The sequence below is a fragment of the Hafnia paralvei genome (assembly GCF_020150375.1).
In the GTDB taxonomy this organism is placed as follows: domain Bacteria; phylum Pseudomonadota; class Gammaproteobacteria; order Enterobacterales; family Enterobacteriaceae; genus Hafnia; species Hafnia paralvei.
This window is the reverse complement of sequence record NZ_CP083738.1, coordinates 169,987-186,461: the sequence shown is the minus strand read 5'-3', so window position 1 is coordinate 186,461 and position 16,475 is coordinate 169,987. Positions and strand designations below refer to the sequence as shown.

The following is a 16,475-nucleotide window of genomic DNA, read 5'->3' as shown; positions in this document are numbered from 1 at the left end:
TTTCGCACCAGTGGCTATCGCTTTTAGATTGTCGCCTTTGCTGTTTCGCATTTAGTCCAACTTGAAAGTGAATCTGACAGAGAAGATCGCAAAGTAAGTAATGATATGTAATCGTTTGTATTGCGTTTCATGTCGCACCATGATAGAAAAAGACCTACATGCGATTACATTATGGTGTGCTATGCTATCACTTACTAAAATAATTCAATCACTCATCTTTGCAGGAAACGCTAAAGCCCAACAAGAAGCCCATGACGTTCAGGATGGAAAGAAAGAAATCACATCCATCAGGCTAAGGCCACATACGAGAGCATACCTGCAAGCGCAAAGCGAAGTGCTAGGGGTATCAGTATCCCAGTTAATAAACATTATCGTCGATGGAGTTGTCTCTGCTGAGACAACCCCCCAAAAAAACACCATCGATTCAATATACGAGCGTTTAATGCTCTTATACGAAAATCATAATATTCCACCAATTCAAATGAGCCAAATGCTCAAGAAATTTGGCGTTACTCTTTCTAAACTCAAATCTAAAGATACAATGCTCGACCTCATTACGCCTGAAATGCTGAACGAAATTAGTAGCTGGTTCGGTGTAAATCGCGCATGGTTGAGTGGTGAAAGTGATGTCGTCTACATCAAAGACTGCATTTGCTGGTATAAGCGTGAAGCTGATATGGCCGAAGATATAATTGAGCGGTTGATATGTTTTAGAAAAGTAGATGTTTATGTTGTAAATACATCAGGCATTGATTTAGAAGTAGCCGAAACAAGTAATGAAATTAAAAACTATATGCGGATGGGGTTTGTCATTAAGTTTCCGCAAACAATTTCCGGAATTTCATTTGATAAGTACCAAGTGTGCGAATTCCAACATTGGAATTACTCCGGCTGCAGGGATCAATTAAAAACACTATTCAGATTCTTCAATAAACTTGAAAGCAAACATACCGGTCTCACCATGACTGGCATTTCAGTAGATAAGGACATCATATCAAAGTTAGCGAGCGGTAAAGTATTTCCCTCTGAAATCCTAAATATGACATATCGTAGCGAACTATGGAGTCCTGAGGATTACATGAAAGGTTATGATGAAAATAGAGTTGAAGGTAAATTAAAGCGATTTATTGATGCATACTACTTACCTCCAACTAAAAGGTTTTATAGTGAATATGATGAAATCAAAGGAAAAAGATGGAGAGTTGAAGTCTACAGTGATGAAAGTTTCTGTGATGAGTACAGGCATTTAGGCGATGCTCTTGAAGGCGTCTACGCAAAATATCACCAAAGAAATAATTGACTATAGAAAAATTAAAACCCGTATCTATCTGAATAGAAATTGTTACTGGTTTTATATGTATCCCCTCGTTTAAAGCAACTCGGTCAATACAATCGTTGCACAAAATCTAGCTTCACTTTGCCTCTGGTTATTACGTATAATACGCATTAAACGTAGATACAGGGGATCACATATGTTCTTAAAAGCGATTTTTAGTTGCATGATAAGCACATTTCTTGCGTGTAATGCTGCTGCACAACTTCCTATCGAGAAAACCGCACCAACGTTTGAGGAAGTTCTGAATGGATTTAGTAATGCCGATTCAGATTCAGTACGAATCGGAGTTATCAGAGACTTAGGCGAGACAATTGGGTTTCGTGGCGGCATGTCCGCTGAGTCACAAAAAATCGCCAATTCTCTCAAACAGAAGGAAAGCGAGTTAGACCGCCTATTCCAATTTGGACCATTTATTACTTCCGATAGTACGCTTCCGCCAGTAATTGTTGAAGCGATCGACGTGGCCAGCGTGAGTAAGGACCAGTTCCGAACAGCTAACAAAGTTTTCAATATTGTTAAACAAGAAGAGTTCGTTGCTGTTCCTCCCACCTGGAGGGACTATCTTTTCACTGGTCTTCTTCAGGCACCAGAGGTCATCTATCCTGGCGAGGATGCTCAACCTAAAAATAGCGCTGAAAAGAAAGCATGGGAAGAAGCAGTCAAGAAGGGTTGGAATGACGGTTCTGAACAAGCAAATCATATTCTTGAAGAGAACTTCAATCGTTTAACGAGAGATTATACAGGAATGCTTAGATTTAGCTCATTGCTGAATCAAGGGATGATCTCTAAAACCCAAGTAGCTTCACGGACAAATACAGTTTCTACAGACAGTAATAAAAATAACCTTACCATTGGTGAGAAGCATCGCCAAATTATGAAAAATGCTGAGTTCGAAGTAAATCCTTCAAAATGGTCTCCAGTAATAACTCAATCGCAAAACAATGAGCCAAATAGTTATAAATATGGTGGAAGATAATGTCACAATCCCAATTTCCTTATCAATTTCCGTTAGGTGAGCTCTACGCTGAATCAATAAAGAGCTTCATTGTTCATTGTGCAAAGAACAATGTTTCTGACTTCAACTTGCAAGGTGGCGATTTCATCTGGGTTGAACAATACGGTCGGCAAATTCAAGCTTCAGAAATGAAAATACCGGATAGTATTTTAAAAGAGCTAATTGGCCATGTATGGGGGCCTGACATAATTTCAAAAGTGGTCAGCGGCGAAGATTTAGACCGAGCACTCTCTGTAACAGGTGAAGAATTTGGACTTGAACGTAACGAAACAATTAGACTTCGCTCTAATTTTATTCAGGCCAACGTTGGTAAAACGTTAACCGTATGTGTAACGAGTCGAATTATTCCTGACGAAGTGCCAACTTTTAAAAAATATCCAATTGAAGATGATCTAAAAAATGAACTTTTCGCCGCTGATGGGCTAAATGTGTTTGGTGGACCAACTGGAAGCGGTAAAACAACGAGTCAAACGGCGTGTTTCATGCATATTGGAACCCACTTCCCAGATAGAAAAGTTGTTACATATGAGCAGCCGGTTGAATTCGTTCTTGGAGGAAATCAGTGGACTGGATTAAAACCTGCCCAAAGTGAAATAGGGCGAGACATTCCATCATTTGCAGCAGGAATTAGAAATGGTATGCGCAGGGCTCCAAAAGTTATCGGACTTGGTGAAGCTCGGGATTATGAAACATATTCTGCCGGAATCGAAGCTGCAAAATCTGGGCATCTTGTTTTCTTTACAATCCATATCGATAAAGTCGGTGAACTATTCAGCCGTATCATTCAGGCATTCCCTGTTGAACAGCAACCGTCAATCGCTTTTGACCTATTATCTAAGGTCCGTGTTGTAATTGTTCAAAACCTTTTTAAATCGAACGACGGGAAAAGACTTTTAGTAAGAGAGGGACTTGTATTCACTCCTGAGATAAAAATAAAACTTGAGTCAATACATTATAGTAAATGGTCCAGATGGATTGAAGATTATCTTAGTTCAAACAAAGAAACAATTATTGATAAACTATGGGGATTTTACCTCGAAAGGAAAGTCTCAAAAGAAGAATTTATTGCTAAAGCATCATTCAATGAATTTAAAAAACGTAGTGAGGATATAGACAATGATTAATAAGTGGAGAAATAATAAAACGGCAACTATAGCTGGCTTCCCTATAGCAGGCGTGTTTCCCTATCTTTTCTTGATATATGTGCCAAGTCTTACCCTCTTCTTTCTTATTACATTTATCAATGTTTTTTATACTGTTCTATACCATCTTGGTTATAGTCCATTAGCTTTTTTCCAACGAGTAATCAGTAAAATCCGAGGACCTATTGTGTATTCAAGACCATGGTGGGTACGTGAAAGATGGAACAAAAAATGATGGATATGTCAGAGCTCAATATTCTTGAACTAGAATACGGTAATTTTGACAATGCATTGAACGCAATTGTCTTAAAAGCCTCAACTGGCAATCAGGAATATATAAGACTGCTTGCAGATATTTACAAGTTCGGGATTGGTGTGCAGAAAGATGAAGTTGAGTACCTGCGCCTTACAAAATTATTAGGAACCAATAATTATGTTTTTCATTAAAAAAACAGCCCCAAAAAAGTCTTTTTTAGTTTTCTGTGTACTCTGCTTATCTGCACTATCAATTGGATGTACCAGCAAAGTGTCAGATGACTCTAAAACGGCCACAGACACTGTCAACTCAAGCATAGAGAAGGCCATTGCAGCGATACAAAAAACTCAGCAAGAGCTTTACCAACATAGCGCCATTGCAAACAATGCACCGACAACTATCTTGGGTGGGGTTTATTCTGATAATGTCCGAATTGATGCAAATTGGAATGGTGACGCATCTGAGATACTGAATAAAATGGCGCTTCAACGTCATTATTCGTTCCGTCAGATTGGTATAAAGTTGCCACTTCCTGTTTCTCTCAAGGTTGACAAGGTTACTTACAAACAGGCATTGGAGTTGATTCAGACGCAAATCGGCTACGGCGCTATGATTATAATGGACAATAATAGACGCGAGCTTGTACTTAAATATGGCTCAGATAACAATCCTGGTAATCGAATTGTAGTGAAACAGCAAAGAATTTCACCACAACCGGAGTCAGCGGCTATAAGCGCAAAAGGAAGTGTCTTTTCAAGCCAGCCATCTGCGCTCCCTGACATAGGGATGAAATGTACAAATGAGGGGTATCTTAGTAGAAATAAACAAGGCAAGCCAATGAAGTGCATTAATGGCGCTTGGCGGAAAAGCTAATTAATATTCATAAATAACACTATGATACAAAAAACTAAAAGCCGGATTTGTCCGGCTTTTATATAATTCCTAGTTCCATATGTTTGTAACTTGGTCTGAAGACTCATGCTTAACCTTATCAACAGTGTCGTTAACACCATTCATGAGGTCATTAATATTTCCGTTGATATTGCCTATAACGTCATTATATTGTTCAGAAATCTTATCTGAAGCAGTTTTACACACTTGATTAATCATGTTTGACCAAATTGAACCCAGATCGGGGAAGGTAGGAACAGTTATGACACCTGTTACACCACTAATACATGTTCCGATCACTTCAGATGAGTTTTTTAATGATTCTGCTTCGGTGTTTATTGACTTTACAGCATTTTCGTAAGCATTCTGTGCCCCCTCACTAGCAGCGGTTCCACTTCGACACGTTGCTGCTGATGCAGTGAACGCAGTTAAAAAACTTAAGGTTATGATTAGGTTGAGTGTTTTCATATTAATCTGATAGTTATGTTGCAGAATAAAGTATGATATACAACAATAAAGGTTTAAGTTTTCATTTTATACATACCAGCCGGAAAAGTCAGCAACATCTGCTTGATAAGAGGAAAGAATGGCCAAGAAAATCGTCACTGGGCAAGACCTGAATCGCTGGCGCTATGATCATGGTTTCGTTGCGGGTACTGCTGCGGAATGTTTTGGCATTCAGAGAGCCAAATGGGAAGCTTTGGTTCGTAGTGATGAAGTAATCACAGACGTAAGAATCATCAATTTGTACAACATGTATACTCTATATCCTGAAACTATACCTGTGCCACCCTCATTTGATTATATAGGACTTTTCAATGAGTTAGGCTTCGAAAACGACATGAAAGGCAAAACCGAGTTTGCTCGATTGTTTGGTCTTTCAGTTACTGGCACCTATCGCATAATGGACAAGAATGCTGCCGGCAGGGATATTGAAGCTTATGCTCAAGCCTTGAAAAGAACAGGTAAAAAAGGGAATGAGCTACTATCACTTATGCGGACTATATGTAAAATGTCAGAAAATGCCGCTAAGGCTGGTGAGTTAGCGTTAGCAAGTAAAACTAATAACAACAATAAAGCATCCTCTTGAATTGTTGCCTTCTCTGTTTTGCAAAGTACAGAGAAGGTGGCAGTAGCTCAGTTCTATACCACTGCTATCACTAATACCCTTCTATACTACCTCCAAGCATACCACCTTTATGAACCGTGATTTTGGTTTCGAGTTACATCTGCTTCTTTTACTATCTCGCTAAAGTCCTTAGTGACCTTATTGATTAGGTGCGTGAAAGCGTTGCTTAATTTCGTTTAATATGTATTATTCGTAATATGTAAAAGATAGTGGTGACGTTAATGAAGAATAACGAAGGTAAGCTCCTCAAACTGACTTCTGCTTTTTTTTATAAAAGCGATATAGAGCCGGAAGTCATCAATTTAAGAGAAACTACTGTTGCCATTGGTATCGCTGGAGTATTAAGCGGATACCACGGTGCGTTCAGTCATACAAAGGGATTTAAGCCCATCAAAGAACTAGCAGATATGAGAGGAGAGCGTTACACGATTATCGATTTTACATTGCGAGTACACCCTTTCTCAGACTCGAGCGCAACTCAGGAAGGAATGCTGCTTAATTTTAAGCAAATGACAAAAGCTCAAATTCAGCCGATCTATGATGAAATTTCTTGCCAAGATCCTTTTCTTGTAGAAAAAATTAAATCTCACAGTGGTATGGAAAAAGCCCTTATTGACTGTCCTCAGTTGCTTGCAGATATATTGCCTAATCTAACAAGCTACCAAGAGGCTGTTTTCATGCATACCATTAAACCAAGCGCTTCTCCTACCCTCGTCGTAGCCAGTATCCACCCTGATCAAATCTCAAAACTGGTGATTTCAGCCAGCTGTCGCTTTAATCGTAATTGTAAAGTTATTTGGTAGAAGTCTTGCCCTGTCAGGGTATGGACAGGGCGTTACACACTAGCCTCTTCGCTTAAAATCAATCTGGAACCAGCGGATATTTTCACCCACGCGTTGCAACTTCAATAATGCGGTCTGTTGTGGTTTCAGGTATTGCAGCTTGGACTTTTCAATTTGCAGTTTCGTAGCGGCATGGACCCAGTCTCCTGGCGCCATGTTCTGCACTAATAACGTACCAGCTGAGTTGATGAAATCAGAGCTGAAATGAGTTGGACTTTGGCTGGCCAGAACCAACGAAATACCGAATTTTCGTGCTTCATTAGCAATGATATTGATTGGATTATTTGTATCTTCATCGCAAAAACGTTTTGCCTCATCTAGAACGATAACATGACGAACACGACCATTGCTTTCCCCACGCTGCATTTCTTTGTGGAAAATCGCTAGCATCCGACTGTAGATAAACATCTTGAGTTCATATTCAGAGCTTGCTAATGGTTTAATGTTATAACGATGGATGCGTCCTTCGAAAGGCGGTTCATTCGCATTGAATAAACCGAGAGCCTTAACATTCTCGAGTCGAATTTGTAGTGATTTAAGAGTGTCTACAGAATCATATTTTAAAATTTCATCAAGTTCGTTACCCGTCCTTGTTTCTGTTAATGCCTTCTCATACTCACTCACCGCATTATCACGTGCTTTATGCAGCGCCAGCTCAGTCTTCTCAGTCTCTTCCTTACTGTTCCTTTCCTTGGCTTTTAGAAAGGCCCTAGATGCCCTCATAAAAGCTTCAAACGCTCGTAGTGCTGAGTTGCTTTGATTATTTTCATCAACTCCAAAGAGCCCCATCTTAAGCTTACGTTGTATAAGTCGTTCAAGATCTGTAAGCGTCGGGTAACACTGGCCAAGAGATTTCCAATTTCTTTCGTTGTATAAGCGCTCACACTCAACTTCTGAAGCATTACGTTTTATCCATGATGCTGGCTTTTCTTGGCTCATCCATTTTACCCCATAGCAATCCATGATCAGCTGGCGTAAAACAGCAGACTGCTGCTCTCCTAGTTTGCGGTTACTACTCATAATATCAATAATATGGTTTGCTGATTTTCTAAGTCCCCCGTAGTGAGCATCGGGATTCACAACGAAAGGATTATAACCATATCGAGTTGATTCACTAAAAAGCACTTCAGATGCGCCATCAATATCGATGTCACCATGATAGTCAAATATTGTGATCTGGGTTTCTGGATCTTGCGAAAGTGCAGATACAAAGCGCCGGATTTGATACGTCTTGCCTGACCCAGAAGTACCAGTAATGCCAATATGCCCATTAGCTAATTCTGACAAATCCCAAACGAATGGTGCTTCATTGCCCTTTTTTAGTTGAAACTCGTCATAACCAATCACAAATTTTTGTTTACCGTTCATTTTATTCTCCATTAAAAATCATGCAGCAGCATTTAATTCATTCATAGCAGCTTTTATTAGCCGCTTTTTCTGACCTGCTAAAGTGAGTTCACTGCGAATGTTGAAATTAGTGATGTCGTCTGAGTACGAGTCTTTAAGTTCTGAATCGATTGAGTATTCCTCTTCAATCAATGCTTCATTTACTACGTCAGATGCATTATTGGCACTTATACCGACCTTCAGTTGCTGAGTTAGATATGAGTAAGCATCGGAGCATTTTTTCGCCATTTCTGTTTTAAAACATTCGAGAGTTGTCGGTGGATCAATTTCAATGAATTGATTAATTCGAGGTTTTAGTTTTGTATGCTTATCTTCATCAGGTATATAGAATGCTGACATTTCAATGAGTGAGTCTTGGAAAATGAGGAAGGACTCACCTGGATTTAAACGTTTCACATCATTAATTTGGACGCGGCTTCGCGTTTCAATTTTTGAATTAGACTGCGCAGTCCAACTCCCACTAAGTGACCCGCTTTCATAATCGTAGCCTGATAAAGTGGAATAATATCCTTCGCCTGCCACCTTCTGAATTAATTGGTACGTATCTTCGGCATCTTCCAATGCAAGACAATTTTTAAACTTAGTGTTAGCAAGAAGTGATGCTGTTTCTTCACCGGCAGAACCGCGTTTAAGCCCCTGAATGTCTTGAACGGCCGCAACCATCATAAAACCGAGCGAACGCGCTTGTGCATACATAACAGCAAGCCCTGACGCATAGTAGTAAGCTAATTCATCAGTGATAATGATTGATGGCACCGGCGATGCCGTCGGGCGCGATAACAGTATCTCGGCTTTAGTTCCTTCATAGTTTGTACCTAAATTCTCTGCCATCATTAGCCGAATGCAGCTCAACACTAACTTTCCTAATGCTTCAGCCTCTTGTGCTGATTTCTCTAGAGAAGGTATAGAAATAACCAATATACGGTTGTTAAGTAATACATCACTTAGATCTATATCTGGATGCTTCACTTTATAAACGAACCCATATGACTGGATCATCATTGATAAAGTTCTTTGAAACTGTGATGTCAAATAACCATGTTGAGTTCTTACCTCAGATGTCCATTTCTGCGGTTCATCAAGAAGGTTAAAATCAAAAGACAACCCGCTTTTCAAATAGCTCTCAATCGGAGAAAAGGCCGCATACGGTAATAAACCCGCTTTTCCTTCTTTATAAAGTTCAAGTAACTCCTCAAGACCAAGGTATTTTTGAATCATCTCAATACCTGACGTTAGATCGCCGCGCAAATGCTTGTATCTTAAACAGCGAATGATTGCATCAACCAAGTTAACTGCCTTTTCTTGCCACTGGGCACCATCCCCACTTGCCTTTGGTAACAATGATGACATTAGCTGAACTTGGAAATCGGCAGTACCGGAGAAAAAGGGGTTTAGAGTATTTGAACGAGCTCCTTTTTGAGTATTAAAATAATCTTGGCCCATTCGTCTGTATTTCTCTTCTTCGAGAAGGTCAAGATAGGGATCACGCCCTGCTGTAAGCAAATTAAGATGCAGAAAGTCATCTTCTCTACCAAGCCGACGGCATAACGACCAGATAGTGAAAGGCAGCGAAATATCAGCTTTCCCATCTGCATAAACAGCTCCTGACCCCCAACATAGAGAGTTGTAAACTAGTCCATAAAGAGACTCTGATTTCCCTGAACCTGTGGTGCCCGCGACAAAGGCATGAGTTCGGCAGTCACTATTCGTCGACCATACCTCAGAACCTTTCAGGTATGCCTTTTTAGTCCTTAACGTCCCCCAATACAGAATTCCGGCTGCAATCTGATATTTCCGTTTTTCATTCGTACCTTTGAATATCCAGAATTTCCACTCACTTCTTATTGTGTAATACTCCGTAAGATCAGGCCCTCCAATATCTTTCGGTATACGCATCGGAAGTTTAACTTTCCTGTCAATAATAATTGCCCATATAAACAATGATGTGACTAGTGATACTGGCCAAAATGCAATAAGAAGAAGTTGAGAGACAATTCTACACAGGATGAAAAATCTAAAATGATTTAGGTCTAAAAACCATTCTAGGATTTTCTCCTCTACAGAGCGAACATCCTTTTCCAATCTATTTTTATTAATTTCATATTGACTCATAATCAAACTCCAGTCTGACGCCAAAACCTTTCTCAACTTCTTGTATAATCAGCTGTCTCAAATAAGGTGCTTTTTTTATTGATTTGCAAACTTCAGTAGCCCTTATAGCTGCACGCTGTTTATCTTCTACAGTCTCTAGTTGATAATTAGATGTAATATATTGCATCAGAAGTTCACTTAGCGGGACTCCATTTCGGCAAGAAATATACCAAGCATCAATTCCATTTCTACGGATAAACCCATCTGGGTCGATATCTTTCGGCATGAAATTAAAAAAAACATTTATTTTATCAGTAATTATTGTTAATAATTTAGGCAACAGATTTTTTATTGCTATCGCACCACCTTGATCGTTATCGAAGCAGAATATGATTTTTTTTGCATATGTTGTTAGAATATTTAGTTGAATGTCTGTTAACGCTGTTCCCATTCCAGCTACAGCTCGCCCTTCACCATTTTGATGTAGGGATATAACATCAAAATATCCTTCGACAACTATAACTGAACGTGACTTAAATATATTCGGCAAAGCTTTATCCAATCCAAACAAGATGTTTCCCTTAACAAAAACCTCAGTTTCAGGAGGATTCAAATATTTTGGCGATTCATCTAACTCATAAATCTTTCGACCTGCAAACCCGACAATAGTGCCTGTTTTAGTCCTAAGTGGAATGACAATTCTTTGACGCAATCGATCGAATAAATTCCCGTCTGAACTTAGACAAGCAATCCCACAATCGATGAGCAACTGTCTATCAATGTTTCTTTCCAAAATGGACACTATTCCCTTACTGACAGTTCCAATTTCCCAGCTATCTATTGTCTCGTCAGTTAGCCCTCTATCAATCAGATATTTTTTTGCATCTTTTCCTCTTGAAATACCATTTCTGTAGATACCATGAGCTTGATACAAAGTTTTGATTAAAGTTTTGTTGTTTATATTTGATTGGTAAGTATCAGACTTAGGCATTTCTATATTTAACCGTTCGGCTATGCCTTTCACTGCAGAAATAAAGTCCTTTCCATCTCCAATCTTAAGTTCCCAATCAAAAATGTCTCCTTCACTTGAACAAACCCAACATTTAAATCGGCCTTTAATATCATCGACGGTCATAGACGGATTTTTATCATTATGGAACGGGCACAAACCTTTCCATTTTGAACCTTTTTTGGTTAGCGATACACTCTCCTTAATGAGTGTTGAAATAGCTAACTGCTCTTTTAATTTTACAAGGAAATGTTGGGGCAAACTCATTGCACTGCCTCAGTCAACCAAGCCCTTAAACTCGCTTCCGTAAGCTGTTTGGTCGGAGGAAACACTGCACCATCCTCTCGAACGATAGCAGGTGTGCCTATGAAGCCAAATGCATCATATGTTGCATTGTTATTATCTGTAGCAATATAACCATTCTTGCAAGACTCCTGGTCAACAAGACTCCCAGACATAACACTTTGCCATATAGATCGTCGTGTTGTAGATTCTGCACAAAGAACCTTACTGACTAGCTCACGTGAGCTATCCCTTCCGATCTTAGAAACTGGAAAAATTTCTACTGAATAACTGTCTAATACCTCCTCCAGTAGAGGTTCAATTTTTCTACAATTTGGACACTGCGGGTCTGAAAATACAAAGAATAATTTATCATTTTTTGTATTGTCTCCGAGTTTCACTGAGTAATCCTTAGTTGCAACTCCTTTTTTTAGTAAGTCAGCCAGTCTTATATTAGGCTCCGACAACTTATCAATACGCTCCAATAATGGGTCTTTTGATGTTGCTAAAAATGTTTGATCTTGATCGTTCTTAATTTCATTTTTTTCATTTTCATTAAGAGCAATCTGTGATTTATTCGTAGCGCTATTTATAGAGTTACTTGCACCTGCCGCAAGGATACAAATTGATACAAAGATAGTAAGTGTTAGCCCCATCCATTTCAAAATAGCCCCGTGCGTTTTTTTATTTCGGAACAACTGCCATTGCATATTAATAGAAATATATAGCTTAGTTATAGCGTTATTACTCCCTGAGAATTCAATGCAATAGTTATCATTGGCTAGTTTTATTTGCAAGGATGCTTCATTTTCTTCTTTGTCGCGCCCCATTGAAATAGTCAGAATGTCTTTAATGAGAAATACATAGTGCTTATCTCCTTTCACAATTTCGACCATATTATTATTTAGTGATTTCACACTGACATCATCAAAAGCTTGGTCAGTATTTGAAAAAATAATCTCTTTAATTTTTTTTAACTTAGACATTTAGTAGACCTCTAACATTTTTTAGGATTTACGTATTTATAAAGAGCTTTGAGTTGTTGGTAAAAATGGTTTAGGAAGTAACCCCTCTTTAATCAGCGAGGCTTTAAATGCTTCTATACACTGTTCTAAAGGTACCTCAACGAGAACTTTTCCATTCTGCCAAGCAAGATATTCAGTACGATATGTTTGGATATTAACTAAACTTTCTATACATGGGCTCTTGCGTCCAGTAGCATTCAAGACATACCACAAATTTCGGTCGATGCCTTTTAGCCATCTAAAATTCGAGCTAACTAATTTACCCCGACTCATTGCTCTAGAATGTAGCATGTGCAAATATGTTGTAGGATATTGAAAATATTTAATTAGTTCTTGAGCTTCTATATTATTCATGTAGAAATTCATCTCATTTCTAATTAACGAAAAGTCAGGGTACCCTTTTGCTCCATTCCAAGTTCCATGAGCACATGATCGATTTAATGTATCGAGCATCTTCTGAGCTTTATGTCCATTTTCATGCGTATCAAAAACTCTACTCGCAAAAATTGCAAACAATGCCCGCTCATATATATTCAGGTCGTTTATACTTTTAATTTTCCTACCTAAATTAGCTAAGAAAACCTTCCGAGTTTTGTCGACATCTAATTTACTCATTCTAACGAGATTGTGCCTCTTCGCGAACTCGACTGGATGCTCACGACTCTCTTGTCCCTTAATATCTTCATTAAGTAACGGTCCATAGTGCAATATTGGTATTATTGCGGGGCAATGAGTTGACATAATTTCCGGTAGACTATCCGCAGTAATATTTCTTCTTACATGGTCGGCGCGATGACGTAAGGTTGACCGTATGGATAAAATAGAGATAACGATCGGCAACCAACCTATTACTATTCCTGCCTGAGTCATCTTCATAAGTAATTCGAAAAATTCAACCTGTTCAGGATGTTTTGCAAGCTCAATAATATCGTTACGAAGCTCACCAACCCAAGGCAGGAATGGAAAATCGATAATTGCTAACTGTTTCCACGAAAAAAATAGTCCCCAGTAGCTCAGCCAAGTATGGTTTATGAGCCATAAAATTACAGGAACGCCGATCAATACACTGAATACGAGACCTATGAGCCACAAGCTCTCATCTTCTTTATATCTTGTGTCTTGCACCATTTCTGTACGCCACCTTTGAATTATTCCGAATAATACGTATTATACGTAATTACTTTCATTGCACAACATCAGGACTAACATGAAAATTGCAACTCTTTGGATTGCTGAAAAGCCGAGTATGGCTGTAGCTTTCGCACAAGCGCTTGGAATTATTGACTTTAAGGACGCTTCAAAAGGAGCTTATATTTCCCCAGATGGGGGGACTTGTGTCACCTGGCTATTTGGACACATTCTGCGAGACTTGAACCCTGACGAATACAACCCTGATTTGAAAAAGTGGTCTCTAGATCCCCTTCCGTTTGTGCCGCCTAGCTGGAAAAAATGCCCTCGCGAAGCTGTAAAGACACATTTTTTCCGCGTAAAAGACCTCATCAAGAACACCGGACATATTGTTCTTGCAACTGATTTTGATCGAGAAGGTGAAGTCATCGGTCGAGAACTACTCGATGAATGTTCCTTTAAAGGAAAGGTCGAACGTGTAAACATCACGGCAACTGATACAAACTCTATAAAAAAATGTATTGCATCACGTTTTGATGGTGAGATTGGTCTCCCCTTGTATTATGCGGGTCTTGGACGTGCGCAAGCAGATTGGTTATTTGGTCTTAATTTAACAAGAGCACTGACTCTAATTGGTCAGAGTAAGGGGCTGGATGGTGTATTGACTGCTGGGCGTGTACAAAGCGCAGCGCTCAATATCATTGTTTGCCGTGAAGCTGAGATTGCATCGTTTACAAGCAAAAATTATTACGAAGTTCAGTTTACTATGAGCTCGCAGCAAGGTTGTTTTAAAGGCAACTGGCTGCCACCTTCTGATTTACTGGATGAAGATAACAAGCTTCTTGACCATGATGCTGCGTTAAATAAGCAAGCTGAACTCAATGGGCTAAGCTGCTCAGTAAATCGGTCTTCTGCAAATGATAGTAAGAAAGCCGCGCCATTACCATTTAGTCTTTCCGCTGCTCAGATCGAGTGTGCAAACAAGTACAGTTTTCCGGTGGAGAAAACATTAGAGATCCTTCAATCACTTTATGAAGCTCATTTAACATCATACCCGCGTACATCTTGTCGTTACTTGCCAACAGCTTTACTTGAAGAGTTAGATGATATCTTGGATTCAATTGTTGCTATGGACCCAAGCGTCGCACATATCGCGGAAAAACTCGATAAATCGCTAAGATCCGACGCTTGGGATGACGATAATGTTGAAGCTCACTATGGGCTTGTACCAACAACTCATCGTGCTGACCTTTCAAAATTAAATGCAGATCAAGTAAAGGTATATAAGCTAGTTAGGGATAATTTCATTTCACAATTTATGCCACCTGCAGTGTATAGAAACGTTAACCTAGAACTAATATGTGGTAACGATAAGATCGTATCTCATAGCTCTAAGCTCATTAATCCAGGTTGGCGTTCATACATTATGCCCGTTGATGATGATTGTGAATCTCAGGAAGAAGATAACAATTTCCACGTACCTGAACTTGAAGTCGGTACTGAAGTTAATATTCAATCGGCAGAAGTATTATCAAAGAACACAACTCCTCCAAAGTTTTTTACTGACGCAACTTTATTAGCAGTAATGAATAACTGTGCCTATTTAGTAAAAGACCCTGTGTTGAAAAAGATTCTTAAAAGTACTTGTGGTATTGGTACTGAAGCAACTAGAGCTAATATTATAAAGTCGTTATTCGATAGAAACTACATTCAAAAGAAAGGTAAACAAATAAGAGCAACTAAACTTGGTAATGCTGTTGTATCTATTTTGCCACATGAAATTAAAAGCGTCGAAAGAACAGCATATTGGGAGCAACAACTTGAAGCTATATCAAGTCGAAAGCTATCATTAGACACATTTATCAAAGAAGTTATTGATATGCTTAAACAAATATTTGCAAATGGTTTCGCTGAACTTAACTTAGAGGAGGTTATTGTACGTTGCCCTACATGTGAGAAACCATTAATTAGGAGGAAATCCAAAAATGGATTTTTCTGGGGTTGTTCGGGATATCCTAATTGCACTATTACGTTCAATGATAAACGAGGTAAGCCCGACTTCAATAAAACTAAAAGTAAAACCAAAGGAAAATGATGAAAAACAATATTACCATTTTTTTATTAAAAACTGATCTTTCAGAAATCAAAATCCCATTCATTTCAGCACCATGTGCATATGATGGCTCAAATGCCATTATCATGCCTATTGTTGAAGATACAGTTGAAAGTTATCAACAGCAGAATAATAAATCTATTGATGACACATTTGTCGTTTCACTACGTCGTCATTTTTCGGCTAGAGAGATCAGGCATTTCATATCTCTTTATTTTAGGCATCACAAGACGTTTTTATTATTTTCTTGCGACTCTATTCAACGCTCTGATCTTGTAATGAATACGATTAAAAGTATTTACGGTCAAGAGAATATAAGCAGAGTTGAAAATTGATGCCTACCTAAATGATTGATATGTAAGTAAAATAAAAAAATTTTGTGAGGGAGCACAAAAAAACTGTGTAGTTCGCCTTGTCGTGTGTGTAGTTCGTGTGTAGTATGTACCTCAACAGCTACACACGAACTACACAGACATGAGACATACCGCCAAGTACCACTCATGTCCAACCCACTGAAGGAGAATTCAATGAATCTTGCAAACATCTTAGCATTTTCTCGCACGAATAGAAGTCGTTCTTGGATTCCGGCTATGACCAATATGCAGCTGAGCGCAGTTTTTGGTGAAAAACCAAGCCGCAATGAGGTATTGGCCCGAATGAATAACCGCCAACGCACTGGCTCTTCGGCTTCAATTTAACCCTCTATTTCTTTTCGGCATTTGGCCTAATTTTTCGTATACGAAAATTCAGGCCAAAACAGCTTTAACTACAGGATATTGCTTTTCCACTGTAGTTCGCAAATTTCACGA

At 38.9% G+C, this 16,475-nt stretch carries 17 protein-coding genes; 11 read left to right on the top strand and 6 right to left on the bottom strand.

Annotated elements, in window-relative coordinates:
- Positions 1-139 precede the first annotated feature (139 nt).
- The 6 genes from K9N75_RS22560 (at position 140) to K9N75_RS22540 (ending at position 4,622) form a co-directional block, all read left to right on the top strand.
- On the top strand, positions 140-1,300 hold the full coding sequence (locus K9N75_RS22560; protein WP_052739806.1) for a hypothetical protein: 1,161 nt from the start codon (positions 140-142) through the stop codon (positions 1,298-1,300).
- Between the two features lie 172 nt (positions 1,301-1,472).
- A complete protein-coding gene (locus K9N75_RS22555) occupies positions 1,473-2,312 on the top strand; it encodes a type IV secretory system conjugative DNA transfer family protein (RefSeq protein WP_052739807.1) in 840 nt (279 codons plus the stop codon).
- Entirely contained in the window at positions 2,312-3,475 is a 1,164-nt protein-coding gene (gene traJ, locus K9N75_RS22550) for a plasmid transfer ATPase TraJ (protein ID WP_046360949.1), read from the top strand. Before K9N75_RS22555 ends, traJ begins: the two co-directional genes overlap by 1 nt.
- The gene (locus K9N75_RS22950) at positions 3,468-3,728 is read left to right on the top strand and encodes a hypothetical protein (protein ID WP_046360950.1); all 261 of its coding nucleotides are present in this window, start codon (positions 3,468-3,470) and stop codon (positions 3,726-3,728) included. The genes traJ and K9N75_RS22950 overlap by 8 nt, the downstream gene beginning before the upstream one ends.
- Positions 3,725-3,940, top strand: coding sequence for a hypothetical protein (locus K9N75_RS22545; protein ID WP_046360951.1), 216 nt, complete (start codon positions 3,725-3,727; stop codon positions 3,938-3,940). The genes K9N75_RS22950 and K9N75_RS22545 overlap by 4 nt, the downstream gene beginning before the upstream one ends.
- Complete coding sequence (locus tag K9N75_RS22540; protein WP_052739808.1) at positions 3,927-4,622, top strand: DotD/TraH family lipoprotein; 696 nt, start codon at positions 3,927-3,929, stop codon at positions 4,620-4,622. Before K9N75_RS22545 ends, K9N75_RS22540 begins: the two co-directional genes overlap by 14 nt.
- 69 nt (positions 4,623-4,691) lie before the next feature.
- Here the strand turns inward: K9N75_RS22540 and K9N75_RS22535 are convergent, their stop codons facing one another.
- The gene (locus K9N75_RS22535; RefSeq protein WP_052739809.1) at positions 4,692-5,108 is read right to left on the bottom strand and encodes a hypothetical protein; all 417 of its coding nucleotides are present in this window, start codon (positions 5,106-5,108) and stop codon (positions 4,692-4,694) included.
- Positions 5,109-5,226: 118 nt separating this feature from the next.
- Between K9N75_RS22535 and K9N75_RS22530 the strand changes: the two genes are divergently transcribed.
- A complete protein-coding gene (locus K9N75_RS22530) occupies positions 5,227-5,730 on the top strand; it encodes a hypothetical protein (RefSeq protein ID WP_052739810.1) in 504 nt (167 codons plus the stop codon).
- Between the two features lie 260 nt (positions 5,731-5,990).
- Complete coding sequence (locus K9N75_RS22525) at positions 5,991-6,572, top strand: hypothetical protein (protein WP_046360952.1); 582 nt, start codon at positions 5,991-5,993, stop codon at positions 6,570-6,572.
- A 39-nt stretch (positions 6,573-6,611) separates the two neighbouring features.
- Here K9N75_RS22525 and K9N75_RS22520 read toward each other — a convergent pair whose 3' ends face one another.
- Genes K9N75_RS22520 through K9N75_RS22500 form a run of 5 tightly spaced genes read right to left on the bottom strand, consistent with a single transcriptional unit; the run spans position 6,612 to position 13,553 of the window.
- Positions 6,612-7,979 (bottom strand): ATP-binding protein, encoded by a 1,368-nt coding sequence (locus K9N75_RS22520; RefSeq protein WP_046360953.1) that lies wholly within the window; start codon positions 7,977-7,979, stop codon positions 6,612-6,614.
- Positions 7,980-7,997: 18 nt separating this feature from the next.
- The gene (locus K9N75_RS22515; RefSeq protein ID WP_052739811.1) at positions 7,998-10,130 is read right to left on the bottom strand and encodes a TraM recognition domain-containing protein; all 2,133 of its coding nucleotides are present in this window, start codon (positions 10,128-10,130) and stop codon (positions 7,998-8,000) included.
- Positions 10,117-11,385 carry a DNA primase gene (dnaG, locus tag K9N75_RS22510; protein WP_224452639.1) on the bottom strand — a complete coding sequence of 423 codons (1,269 nt, stop codon included), beginning with the start codon at positions 11,383-11,385 and terminating at the stop codon, positions 10,117-10,119. Before dnaG ends, K9N75_RS22515 begins: the two co-directional genes overlap by 14 nt.
- On the bottom strand, positions 11,382-12,386 hold the full coding sequence (locus tag K9N75_RS22505; RefSeq protein WP_046360955.1) for a DsbC family protein: 1,005 nt from the start codon (positions 12,384-12,386) through the stop codon (positions 11,382-11,384). Before K9N75_RS22505 ends, dnaG begins: the two co-directional genes overlap by 4 nt.
- Before the next feature lie 36 nt (positions 12,387-12,422).
- Positions 12,423-13,553, bottom strand: coding sequence for a secretion/conjugation apparatus DotM-related subunit (locus tag K9N75_RS22500; protein WP_046360956.1), 1,131 nt, complete (start codon positions 13,551-13,553; stop codon positions 12,423-12,425).
- A 79-nt stretch (positions 13,554-13,632) separates the two neighbouring features.
- Between K9N75_RS22500 and K9N75_RS22495 the strand changes: the two genes are divergently transcribed.
- The 3 genes from K9N75_RS22495 to K9N75_RS22485 all read left to right on the top strand — a co-directional run bounded on the left by K9N75_RS22495 (position 13,633) and on the right by K9N75_RS22485 (position 16,364).
- Positions 13,633-15,648 (top strand): DNA topoisomerase 3, encoded by a 2,016-nt coding sequence (locus K9N75_RS22495; RefSeq protein ID WP_052739812.1) that lies wholly within the window; start codon positions 13,633-13,635, stop codon positions 15,646-15,648.
- On the top strand, positions 15,645-16,001 hold the full coding sequence (locus K9N75_RS22490) for a hypothetical protein (RefSeq protein ID WP_127908271.1): 357 nt from the start codon (positions 15,645-15,647) through the stop codon (positions 15,999-16,001). Before K9N75_RS22495 ends, K9N75_RS22490 begins: the two co-directional genes overlap by 4 nt.
- A 192-nt stretch (positions 16,002-16,193) precedes the next feature.
- Complete coding sequence (locus K9N75_RS22485) at positions 16,194-16,364, top strand: hypothetical protein (protein WP_155397574.1); 171 nt, start codon at positions 16,194-16,196, stop codon at positions 16,362-16,364.
- Positions 16,365-16,475 lie beyond the last annotated feature (111 nt).